Consider the following 11,158-nt stretch of genomic DNA (forward strand, 5'->3'; position numbering starts at 1 on the left):
CCCGCCCGTGTACTCCGCACCGGTCAGCAGGACCCGACGATCGCTCGTGCGTCGACCCGGAGGTCGGTTCTCGGCAGATCCTGTCCAGGGGAGCGGGGGCAACGGCATGGACCCAGTCTGGGCGGGCCAAGGCTAGCGTCCGGTTATCGCGCGGTCGTCCGAACGCAAGGAATGACGACGCCGACGGCCGGCTCCGAGTGCGGCGCCGACCAGCGGGCCGTCGCCGTCGTGCGTAACGGTGGTGGCTGAGGGTTCCTCGGCTCTGCCCAGTCGGCACAGCTCTGTGTCCCGCCGACGTACTTCCGACAGCGCGGCGAGGCACACAGTCAGCCAGGCCCCACCGAGGAGCCAGCCGTCCAGGACGTCGGTGGTCCAGTGCACCCCGAGGTAGACCCGGCTCACCCCGATGGAAACCGTTGCGAATGACGCCACGACGATGATCCATGTTGCTATGCCAGGGCGGCGCAACAGCTCTGCCGCGATCGCTGTCGCCATGCCGAGCACGACGATCGAGCTGAGCGAGTGCCCGGAGGGGAACGACAAAGTCGTCTCCGTGACCATGCGCAGGGCTTCCGGTGGGCGCGGGCGACCGATTCCGTTCTTGACCGCGACGATCAGGAGGCCAGCGCCGCCGACCGCGCTGACCATGACGCCTGCGGCCCACGTATGCCGTCTCCACAGCAGCACCCCACACACGCCGATCGCGAAGATCGTCATTCCAACCGTGTCGCCGGCCGTGGTGACGGCGGTCAGGACGTTGGTCACGACGGGACTTCGGGCTCCGGTCAACTTGACGGCGACGACGAGATCGGGCCCGACCGGTCCGAGGTGACCGACGACAACGACGAATGACGACAGGACAGCGTGCGCGACCAGGAGAACAGCGGCGACGGCGGCATACGCGGCCAACCGGTGTCCAACGAGAACCATCGCCACGGCAGCGACGACCGCGACGACCGCGGCGCCGTCCTGGGCGAAGAGAACCACCATTGCGGTCATCGGGCCGTGACGGCGAAGAAGTCGCGCTGGTCGGACTGCAGGTAGCGATCTTTCGGGCCCGGCATCGACGGCAGCAGCGGGGTTCCAGACAGGTGCTCGGGCAGATGAGTGACGTGGTCGTAGGTGAACGCGTCCACCATCTGGGGGTGGATGTCGAGCTCCATCGCCGATACTGCACCGGCATCTGCCAGCGCGACGGTCAGTGTGGACAGGGTCAGGCCCGCTCCGCCCACGTAGACGAGACCGTTGTCCGCGGTGACACCGAGGCCGGAGCGCCACGTGTACTGCAGCTGATTGCTCGACGAGCCCCACTTACCACCGGCGTTGACATCAAGACCCGGCACGATCTGGCCGTGGTCGATGACCAGCTCGAGGTTCTGCCGCACCGCGGCCACATCCGGCCCCGGTCCGACGTCCCTGCCCCAGGCACCAATCCGCACCTTTCCTGCGGTGTCGATCACCGCTGACGCCGCGCCGTCGCGCAGCGCGCCAGCGGTGCGGCCGTCGGCGGCGAACCCACCGTTGGCGTCCTTCATCTTGAATCCGGAGTTGAACGTCGCGATTAACGACGCGCGAAGCTCCGCCGGAACGCGACTGTCCCCGGGCCATCCGAGGCCGTTCGGCTCGCGGGTCCCGGCGATCAACCTCGTGGCGACGAGGTTCTGGTCGAACCGGGCGACGCCCGCCACAACACTGGCGTGCGCCGGATCGGGCCGGAGGAAGGTTGTGAACGCCGATGCCGGCTTACCCGCAATCGCCGACGCCTGCTGCCACTGCCCCTCCCCGGGCAGCGACGGGCTGACGAGGGTGCGCAACCCGGCGGGGGCAACTCCAGAGCTCGGCACGCGATGCGACACGCTCGGCAGCGCCTGCGGGTCCGGTGGCCCGTCGGCCGGAGCGTGTAACCGGTAATAGACGTTCTCAGCAGCATTCACCAAGGGCGCGCCGCCGTGGTCGCGCACCCACTCCACAGTGCGCACCAGGACCGAGGCGTTCCCCGGGTAGGTCAGCGCGCGGATGTAGGACACGGTGACCGGCACCAGGAGTGCGACGATCAGCAGCGCGACCCACCGGCGTCGGCGCCGCCACCCAGTCCGCTTTTCGCGACGTGAGGGCGGCACTCCGGGCGGATCCTCCTCGGGGGGCCGTATCTCGAGAAGGTCGACAGTAGAGGCCCCTGCAGGGTGGTGGTCGCGAGCGGCGGTCATACTTTCACGGTATGAACCCGCAGGTAGCCGGTGTGCCACCCTCAGGTTAGGACTCGGATATCGTTCCCACGGAGGGCAGGGTCTGTCACGGCGGCGGCGTCCTGCGACCGCGGCGGCGCTCCCGAACGAGTTCGATCGCCAGCGGCGCGAGCGAAACGAGCACGATGACAGCGATCACCGGCAGCAGATACGCATCGATCCCCGGAACCGACGAACCGAGCCCGTACCCGGCCACAACGAGTCCGACGGTCCAGACGAGCCCGCCGACGACCTGCCACAACGTGAACGTCGCAACCGGTGTGCGAAGTGCTCCGGCGACCGGGTTGAGCACGGTACGCACGACGGGGATGAAGCGCGCCAGCACGATTGCTTTCGCAGGTCCGTAACTCGCGAACAGTTCGTCCGCGCGGCGAACTCCCGCGTGCAAGCGCGAGTTCGCCGCGCGATGTGTGAGTGCCCGGCCTGCGCGTCGGCCGATCCAGAATCCTGTCTGCGCTCCGATCAACGCGCCGGCAATGGACGCGGCGAGGACCCACGGCAGGCTGAGATGGAGGGCGCCGCTGCCCGTGGCAGACAGAAGCCCTGCGGTGAACAGCAACGAGTCGCCGGGCAGAAAGAAGCCGATCAGCAGGCCTGTCTCGGCGAAGAGGACGACGAGGATGCCGATCGTGCCGAACGATGACAGTAGGTCGCTGGCGCTAAGTGGGTTGAGAGCCAGAACGGACGACAATGCACCCCTCCGTGGGTTGGTACAGGTGTCGCAAGCAACACCGACGTGACCGCGGTGGGCGACGCGATCCGACGCTAGGTGGCCGATGGCGTGGGCCAGGCCAAAAGACCGTAAGCATTCGGTAAGCACGGCCGATTCATCCAATTTTCTCGACGTCCGCTGCATACGGTCGAGTCGTGGCTCGCATACTCGTCGTCGAGGACGACGACACGATCGGAACGGCCGTCGCTCGCAGCTTGACGCTGCACGGTCACGAGGTGGCTTGGGCGCAGGACGGCGGCTCCGCGATACGCGAGACCGCTCGTGCCCCGTTCGACCTGGTCCTTCTCGACCTCGGGCTGCCCGATCTCGACGGTCTGGCCGTGTGTCGAGAGATCCGTCCGGCGCTACCGGACGCCGTGATCGTCATCCTGACCGCGCGCGACGACGAGATGGACGTGGTCCTCGGTCTGGAGTCCGGCGGTGACGACTACCTCGTCAAGCCCGTCCGTCTCGCCGAGCTCCACGCCCGCGTTCGCGCCCATCTGCGGCGAGCCGAGGCAGGTCGGCACGACCCCCCGGTCGACCTCGGAGATCTCACCGTCGACTTCGCCAGCCGACGCGTCACGGTGGCCGGCACGGAGGTGCACCTGCGCCCGCGCGAGTACGACCTCCTGGCCCGGCTCGCGTCTCAGCCGGGGACGGCGGTCAGCCGTGAGGTGCTGATCGCCGAGGTCTGGGACGAGAACTGGTTCGGCTCGACCAAGACCCTCGACGTACACGTCGCCGGCATCCGGCGCCAGCTGAGCGCGGCCGGCGGTGCTTCAATGCCGACGCTCGTCACGCTTCGCGGTCACGGCTACCGCCTCGACCCGCCGAGCTGACCGTGCGACGACGAATCATCATGCTTTCGGTGGCCGCGGCGATGCTAGCCATCGGGCTGTTCGGGCTTCCCCTCGCCGGCGTCGTGCTGAAGTACCTCGCCGATCACGAGCGCAGCGAGCTCGACCAGGTCGCGACCGTCGCCGCGCTGACCGTTGCCGTCGACATCACCGGCAATCGCCCCATCGAACTCTCATCTAGCACCGGCGACGCCGAGATCGGACTCTACGACACCGCCGGAGTCCGGATACTGGGTGCCGGTCCCACGACCGCCGACGACCCGGTCCGGCAGGCGCTTCGAGACACAGGCCATACCGCTTCCGACAATGGTGCAGTCGCCATCGCCGTGACTGGTGACGACCCACGCGCCGGCGTCGTGCGCGTCGGCGGCTCATCGAGCGAGCTGTACCTGCAGGTCGTCGCGGTATGGTCGATGATGCTGGCGCTCGCCCTGGCCGCGCTGCTTGCAGTGTGGGTCGTCGCACGACGCCAGGCGGGTCGGCTCGCCGGTCCCCTGGAGGAATTGTCCGGAAGGGCACGCCGCCTCGGCGATGGAGACTTCACAACCCGGACCAGACGTGCCGGCATCCCCGAGATCGACTCCGTCGGCGCAGACCTGGATACGACAGCGGAGCGGATCGGTGCACTCGTCGCCCGGGAGCGGGCCTTCACAGCAGATGCCTCACACCAGCTCCGGACGCCGCTCACCGGCCTGCGCCTGGGCTTGGAGACCGCGCTTGACGATCCTGACGCGGACCTCCGGCAGGCCATCGACGCGGCGATACGTTCCGCCGATGGCCTGCACCGCACGGTGGAGGACCTCTTGGCACTCGCGCGCGACGTCCGCAGCGACGACCCCCTCGTCGACGTGCACGAGATCATCGACGACACCGATGACCACTGGCGTCGGACACTTGCAACTCAGAAGCGCGCGTTGAAAGTCGAGGTGGGTCCCGGGCCGGTGCTGGCTCGTGCATCGGCCGCTGCGATCCGGCAGATTCTCGGCGTGTTGCTCGACAACGCCGTCGTCCACGGCGCCGGGCTCGTCACGATCCGTCTTCGTGACGCTGCCGGGGCACTCGCGGTGGACGTGATCGACGAAGGAGACGGCATCACGGGCCCGACGCCCGACCTGTTCGCGCGTCGCTCCAACCGGGGCGGATCCCCAGGCGGTTATGGGATCGGCCTTGCGTTGGCACGCAGCCTCGCAGAGGCGGATGGCGGGCGACTGACACTTCGGGACACTCGGCCGACGACCTTCACCCTGCTCCTGCCAGGACCGGGTGCAGAGCCGGCAGGCCGACATCTCACGGCAGGGACCGCAGCGGGTGACGCCGCGCCCTGAGGTCCACCCAGCCTCCCGGGTCGGTCATCGGCACGCAACGCTGGGGGTCGTGATGCACATCGGATGGCAGCTCGCAGTTGCCCTCGTCGCGCTCGTCGGCATAGCCGCGCTCGCCGGTCTCGTCGGGGAGGTCGGCACGATCGCAGCGACGACCGTCGCAGCTGTTCGCGCTGTCGTTCAGCTCGGCGTTGTCGCGCTCGTCATCCTTGTCGTCGTCAGAGCCTGGTGGTCGACGGCGCTGTTCATCCTGGTGATGGTCGGGGTCGCGACATGGACGTCGGCACGGCGGCTCACACCCCACCGCAGCGGCCTGGTCGCCGGTGCCGCCATTCTCGCCGGTGCCGTTCCGGTGGTGGTTGTCGTTCTTACGTCTGGGACCATCCCCTTCACAGGCATCGCCGTCGTACCCATCGCCGGGATCATTATCGGTGGAGCCATGTCCGCGACGTCCTTGGCCGGCCGCCGAGCGCTCGACACGCTCGCGACCCGTCGAGGTGAGTACGAAGCTGCACTGTCGCTCGGATTGGCCGAACGCGACGCGGCCCTGCTCCTCATCCGCACCTCGGCGGCCGAAGCCCTCGTCCCCGCGATCGATCAGACCCGGACGGTCGGGCTCGTGACACTCCCGGGTGCATTCGTCGGAGTTCTCCTCGGGGGCGGGAGCCCCGTCGCAGCCGGGGCGACACAGCTTCTCGTGCTGGTCGGCCTCCTTGCTGCGGAGACGATCTCCTCTGTTGTCACGGTCGAACTGGTCTCGCACAGCGTGATCTCGCGACCGTGAAGTCAGCGCGCAAAGCTGTTGGCGGGGCGGTCACCCAAGCACCAGCAGCACTGCCGTGAGGACAGCCGCGATCGCCAACCCGACGATGAAACTGCCCGCGCCGACCAACACAAATAGGCGGCCCAAATTCGACATGTATTTTCGTACGCTGTTCAAGGCCGACCCCGCCGTATCTACAATTGACGCCAGACTCCAAAAGATTTCCCCGAATCCAAACGATAGGTGAGGTTCGGTTATAAGTCGACACGCAGCTGCTTAACGGACGGTAAACGGGCGGCCAGGGCGAACAGTCCCGCCGTCGGCTGGTCTATCGCGCGTCAGACTTCTTGGCAGCACCCCGCTTCTTGCCGGTCTGACCAGGCAGGACCCTGATCGTCACGGCGAGACCGAGCGCCGGTATTGCCGGTTGACGAGAAGACCCGGATCGTGTTGTTGATCCTGGCCGGTGAGCGCACCGTGGCTGAGGCTGCTCGGCGGGCGAAGGTGTCGGCGCAGTCGATCGCGGCCTGGAAGCGGCAGTTACTCGAGGCCGATCGCCCGCCGAAGAAGTTCAGCCAACTAGGACTAGGGGTCGTATCTCCCAAATGGGAGCTCGTAGTTGGGAGATGCGTGATCGGTGTCGCGGACTGCGCTGCTCTCTGACGTCCAGTGGGTGCTGATCGCCCCGCTACTGCCGTCGTCGACTGGTCGTGTCGTGGCGGCCGTCAGGTCCGCGAATGCCGCCGGGTGGCCGAAGGGGATCATCTACCGCCACCGGTGCGGGTCCCGTGGCGTGACGTGCCCGCCGAGTTCGGGCCGTGGCAGATTCCTGGGAAGCGCTATCGCCGCTGCAGCGGGGCAACATCTGGGGCCACGTCTCGCCGCCCTCCTGACCTGCGCTGACACCGCTGGAGTCGTGAATTGGGACGCCAGCGTGGACTCCACGGGGTGCTCACCCTGCAGGTCCGACCGGCCGTGGCTGCGGCGCGTACTGGAGACTCCCCCACGCGGCGCGGGCGCCACTGTCGCCGATGCGGACGACCTGTACCGCCGACACCAGCGCGAGCACGACCGTGAGCACGGCCAGCACGAGAGCGGCGACCCGGGCCTGACCATCACGGATCCGCGGCGCGGCCATGGTGCCGGGTCCGGCCCGGTGTGCGGCCAGCGTCGCGTCCGCGGTGGGACGGCGGTGCATGCGGTCAAGCACCACGAGTGCCGCCACGCACACCAGCATCGCGGCGACGAAGACCAGCAGCTGGTCCCCCAGCTCGACGTGCGCCTGGATCGCCGGGGTGCGGGGAATGTTGTGTTGCAGGCCTTCCCCGGTGCTGGTGGCGACGGGGATGGCGAGCGTCGCGATGGTGGTGAGCACGACGACCGGCCATGCCCACCGGGCACGGACGCGCGGCTGCACCGCGACCAGCACCGATCCGATCACGGCCGCCGGGACCAACACGACGACCGCGTGGACCACCAAGGGGTGCAGCGGAAGTCCGAACATGAACGTGGGCAACGATCGGCCTTCCGCAGTCGGTCAGGTACGACTCCGATCGTCGCGACGCAATCTCAGAGTTTCCTTGGAGGCCGTGCAGACGGGTCGGCGGCGGCGGGGATTGAGAGCCGGAACGTGGCGCCGCCGGTGGTGTCCAGGAGTGTCACCCGGCCTTCGTGGGCGGCTGCGATCTCCGCCACGAGGGCGAGGCCGAGACCGTAGCGACGCTCACCCGACTCCCCCGCCCGAGCGGCCGTGGCAAACCGTTCGAACAGCCGAGGCGCCACCGTCGGATCGACGCCGCTCCCGTCATCGGCGACCTCGAGGGCGGCGGTGGCACCCTCGGAGCGCACCCTGACGTCGACGGTGTGGGTCGCGTGCCGCAGGGCGTTGTCGATCAGCGCGGTGACCGCCCGACGCATCGCCGCCGCGGATCCGACGGCTCGCACGGCTCCTTCGACGACGAGCCGCAACTCGATGCCTCGGTCCTCGGCGTCGGCTGCCGCAGCGGCGAGCACGTCGCGGCACAGCTCGGCCAGGTCCATCGGCTCGCGGGGCCGCACGCCCAACGGGTCGGCCGCGAGCAGCAGGTCCTCGAGGATCGCGGTGAGCAGGCCCGCGTCCCCGACGACACCCTCGACCTCCGCGAGCAGCTGCGGATCGGCGTCGGGATCACGGCGTAGGCGCCTGCGCAGCAGCTGCGCGCGAGTGCCGAGCAACGTCAGCGGGGTCCGCAGTTCGTGGCCCGCGTCGGCGACGAAGCGCCGTTGCAGCGACAGCGCACCCGAGAGCGGGGTCAGGGCCCGGTGGCCAAGCCAGGTCCCGGCCGCCCCGGCCACGAGGAGCCCGGCGAGCCCAGTGGCGAACATAGTGGCGAGCAGGTGGTTGCGTGCGCTGTGATTGGCCGTCAGGTCGAGGATCGCCTGGACGGTGACGCCGTCGTCACGCAACTGCGTGGCGATCTCGTACTGCACCTCACGAACGCTGCGCTCCCTCGTCGATACCGATGCTCCGTCCGCGGCCAGTGAAAGGTTGTTCGGGTCCGCGACGCCGGTTGGCAGCCCCGGGGTCGCTCTCACCGCCCCGGTCGGCTCACGCAACACCAGAAACATGCCCGCAGGTGGGTCCGTGACGTCATCCGCACGGTCGATCGCCTCCTGCAACGCCGCGCCGACCTGGGTTCGCTGCGCATCGAGTAGGACCACGATGGCCACCGCCGTCAACGCGACGACGATCAGTCCAGCGAGCACCGCAGCCTGCACCCCGAGCCGCACGGCGGCACGCCGGGCGAGAACGGCTTCGCCCGTAGGACCACCGTGGGTCATCCGAGCGGCCCGTCGGCGGGAGCGCCCGCGCCGTCCGTCGAGCTGCCGTCCGGACCGTCTGTCTCCACGATCGGTGTGCCGAGGCGGTAGCCCCGGCCGCGGACGGTCTCGACGACACCGCGACCGAGCTTGCGCCGCAGGTAGTGCACATAGGTGTCGACGACCACCGGGTTCTCCGCCTCCGGGAACGCCAGCGCCAGCAGGTCGTCCCGCCCGAACACCTGCCGCGGCCGCGCCGCCAACGCTGTGAGCAGGTCGCACTCGCGCTGCGACAACCCCGTCCGCGTCGGACCCGCAACGACCTCGCGCGCGTCCAGATCCAGCCGGGCGGCGCCGACCGGCAGCGTCCGGGCCGTGTCGAGATGGCGACGCCGCAGCGCCCGCATCCGCGCCAGCAGCTCGTCGACGTCGAACGGCTTGGTCAGGTAGTCCTCCGCACCCGCGTCCAGCCCCGCCACCCGATCCGCCGGGTTACCCAGCGCCGAGAGCACCAAGACCGGCGTCGTCACCCCGCTGCGGCGCAACCGCCCCAGCAGGTCCAGCCCCTCGACGGCCGGCAGCCCGCGGTCCAGCACCGCTACGTCGTAGGCCCGGGTCAGCCCGTAGTGCAGGCCGGTGTGCCCGTCTGGCGCGACGTCGACGACATAGCCCTCCTCCCGGAACAGCCCGGCCAGCATCCCCGCCAGCTCCACCTCGTCCTCGACGAGCAGCACCCGCGGCTGGCCGATGTGCGCGGCGACGTCATGTCCGGGTTCAGTGGTCACGGCGGCCATCATGGACCGCGTCGGACGCCGCGCCACCTCGCTCACCCCAGCAGACCTGCACGCGCCGACCTCAGATGCCAGCCGGGTGCAGTGATACCCAGAATTCTCCAAGACCACCGGAGTTGGGTGGGGCGCGTGAACGAGTCACAACGCATCCGCGCCGACGCCCGTGACCGGGGCCTGCGCCGCGCCTCGACGGTCACGACCCGGACAGCGGTCGGTGGTGTCGCGGCCACCGCGCTCGCCGCGTTCGTGCTCGCGCAGAGTCCCGCCGGCGCCCAGACCCCCAACGCCGCCGCCGACACGATCGAGCCTGCTGCTCGATCGCTCCTGACCTCGACAGAACGCCCACAGCGCGAATGCGGCTGTGTTCTCCTCGATAAGGAGCAGTGTTGTTCGTGACCCCATCCACGTCCCTGCGCGAACGCACGGCGTCAGCGCCTCCAGCTGCCTCTGCAGCGGCGAAGCCGGTACACGGTGATCCCCGGCCCCGCGGCCAGGCCTGGCTCGTGTACGCGTTCACCGCGGTCCCGATGCTCGCCCTCGCCACGGCGGTGCCGCTGGCGTGGGGGTGGGGCCTGTCGTGGCTGGACGTGGGCCTGGCCGCCGGGTTCTATCTCCTGACCTGCCTCGGAATGACCGTCGGCTTCCACCGGCTGCTCACACACCGTTCGTTCGAATCCCGCCGCGGGCTGCGCAACGGCCTGGCCATCGCCGGGAGCATGGCGATGCAGGGCGACGTCATCACCTGGGTGGCCGACCACCGACGCCACCACGCCTTCGCCGACAAGGAGGGCGACCCGCACTCGCCGTGGCTGCACGGCACCAGCCCGGCCGGCCTGGCCAGGGGCTTCTTCCACGCCCCCCTGGGCTGGCTGTTCGACCGTCGCACCACCAACCCGGACCGGTTCGTGCCGGACCTGCTCGCCGACCGCGACCTGGCCCGCATCGGACGCCAGTTCCCGCTGTGGACCGTGGTCACCCTCCTCACCCCGGCGCTGATCGGGGGCTCGCGACCCTGTCGTGGTGGGGAGCGCTGACGGCGTTCTTCTGGGCCGAGCTCGCCCGCGTCGCGGTGCTACACCACGTCACCTGGTCGATCAACTCGATCTGCCACATGATCGGCGACCGGCCGTGGACCGCACCCGGCAAGGCCACGAACGTGTGGCCGCTGGCGATCCTGTCGATGGGCGAGTCCTGGCACAACCTCCACCACGCCGACCCGACGTGTGCCCGCCACGGCGTGGGTCCGGGCCAGGTCGACATCTCCGCCCGCGTCATCTGGGTATTCGAGAAGCTCGGCTGGGCCCATCAGGTGCGCTGACCCACCCGCACCCGCCTCGCCCGGCTCGCTGCGCGGTCCTGACCGAGGTCCGGCCGAGCCGAGCCGTCACGCGGGTGAGGCATGCAGGGCTGCAGCGCTGCCCGGCCGGGGTCGACGCAGTGTCCGGCGCAGAGAACGGAGATCGGCCCGGGCGGGTCGGCTGGTGGCGATGAAGTCGAGCAGGGTCTGCGGCGCAGACAGTGGGATGCTCGGAATGGGCGAAATGGCCGGCCCCCTCCAGCAGCTCCAGGCATCCCACCGAGCTTATCGAGTGGGCCAGTCAGGGCGGCGGGGCGTTCGGGCGGCCCGTGCCCGAACGCGCATCGTCAAGCCTCGCTGTGTCTGGA

The 11,158-nt window shown here is 69.4% G+C and carries 11 protein-coding genes and 1 pseudogene; 6 read left to right on the plus strand and 6 right to left on the minus strand.

Translation table 11 applies throughout. The features are described 5' to 3' along the window. Window positions 1–132: 132 nt before the first annotated feature. The 3 genes from TOK_RS30350 to TOK_RS30360 form a co-directional block, all read right to left on the minus strand. Complete coding sequence (locus TOK_RS30350; RefSeq protein WP_172457876.1) at window positions 133–765, minus strand: phosphatase PAP2 family protein; 633 nt, start codon at window positions 763–765, stop codon at window positions 133–135. Between the two features lie 230 nt (window positions 766–995). After that, complete coding sequence (locus TOK_RS32190) at window positions 996–2,039, minus strand: phosphodiester glycosidase family protein (RefSeq protein ID WP_172457877.1); 1,044 nt, start codon at window positions 2,037–2,039, stop codon at window positions 996–998. A gap of 253 nt (window positions 2,040–2,292) precedes the next feature. Then, entirely contained in the window at window positions 2,293–2,937 is a 645-nt protein-coding gene (locus tag TOK_RS30360) for a DedA family protein (protein WP_098961425.1), read from the minus strand. 176 nt (window positions 2,938–3,113) lie between these two features. Here TOK_RS30360 and TOK_RS30365 point away from each other — a divergent pair, with 176 nt between their 5' ends. The 4 genes from TOK_RS30365 to TOK_RS32195 all read left to right on the plus strand — a co-directional run bounded on the left by TOK_RS30365 (window position 3,114) and on the right by TOK_RS32195 (window position 6,566). Next, window positions 3,114–3,800 (plus strand): response regulator transcription factor, encoded by a 687-nt coding sequence (locus TOK_RS30365; RefSeq protein WP_098961426.1) that lies wholly within the window; start codon window positions 3,114–3,116, stop codon window positions 3,798–3,800. 20 nt (window positions 3,801–3,820) lie between these two features. After that, window positions 3,821–5,143, plus strand: a complete 1,323-nt coding sequence (locus tag TOK_RS30370; protein ID WP_253258752.1) for a HAMP domain-containing sensor histidine kinase — start codon at window positions 3,821–3,823, stop codon at window positions 5,141–5,143. 52 nt (window positions 5,144–5,195) lie between these two features. Then, window positions 5,196–5,924: an ABC transporter permease gene (locus tag TOK_RS30375; protein WP_098961437.1), complete on the plus strand. Its 729-nt coding sequence runs from the start codon at window positions 5,196–5,198 to the stop codon at window positions 5,922–5,924. Between the two features lie 399 nt (window positions 5,925–6,323). Next, window positions 6,324–6,566, plus strand: a complete 243-nt coding sequence (locus tag TOK_RS32195) for a helix-turn-helix domain-containing protein (protein WP_141566629.1) — start codon at window positions 6,324–6,326, stop codon at window positions 6,564–6,566. Window positions 6,567–6,855: 289 nt separating this feature from the next. Here TOK_RS32195 and TOK_RS30385 read toward each other — a convergent pair whose 3' ends face one another. From TOK_RS30385 to TOK_RS30395, 3 genes are all read right to left on the minus strand, one after another. Then, entirely contained in the window at window positions 6,856–7,407 is a 552-nt protein-coding gene (locus TOK_RS30385; RefSeq protein WP_098961428.1) for a DUF2231 domain-containing protein, read from the minus strand. Window positions 7,408–7,472: 65 nt separating this feature from the next. Beyond that, window positions 7,473–8,372, minus strand: coding sequence for a cell wall metabolism sensor histidine kinase WalK (locus TOK_RS30390; protein ID WP_172457878.1), 900 nt, complete (start codon window positions 8,370–8,372; stop codon window positions 7,473–7,475). 347 nt (window positions 8,373–8,719) lie between these two features. After that, complete coding sequence (locus TOK_RS30395) at window positions 8,720–9,487, minus strand: response regulator transcription factor (RefSeq protein ID WP_256388030.1); 768 nt, start codon at window positions 9,485–9,487, stop codon at window positions 8,720–8,722. Between the two features lie 135 nt (window positions 9,488–9,622). On the opposite strand from TOK_RS30395, the gene TOK_RS32205 reads away from it, so the two are divergent. Both TOK_RS32205 and TOK_RS30400 read left to right on the plus strand, forming a co-directional pair. Then, window positions 9,623–9,889 (plus strand): hypothetical protein, encoded by a 267-nt coding sequence (locus TOK_RS32205; RefSeq protein ID WP_141566631.1) that lies wholly within the window; start codon window positions 9,623–9,625, stop codon window positions 9,887–9,889. A 131-nt stretch (window positions 9,890–10,020) separates the two neighbouring features. After that, a pseudogene (locus tag TOK_RS30400) lies at window positions 10,021–10,811 on the plus strand (acyl-CoA desaturase). Window positions 10,812–11,158: the final 347 nt, after the last annotated feature.

Origin of the sequence: Pseudonocardia sp. N23 (genome assembly GCF_002583555.1) — a bacterium.
In the GTDB taxonomy this organism is placed as follows: domain Bacteria; phylum Actinomycetota; class Actinomycetes; order Mycobacteriales; family Pseudonocardiaceae; genus Pseudonocardia.

What these genes read in the sequence shown, in the direction of transcription:
- TOK_RS30370 (WP_253258752.1), top strand. Translation starts at nt 3,821, where the DNA reads ATGCTTTCGGTGGCCGCGGCGATGCTAGCCATCGGGCTGTTCGGGCTT.
- TOK_RS30375 (WP_098961437.1), top strand. Translation starts at nt 5,196, where the DNA reads ATGCACATCGGATGGCAGCTCGCAGTTGCCCTCGTCGCGCTCGTCGGC.
- TOK_RS30385 (WP_098961428.1), bottom strand. Translation starts at nt 7,407, where the DNA reads ATGTTCGGACTTCCGCTGCACCCCTTGGTGGTCCACGCGGTCGTCGTG.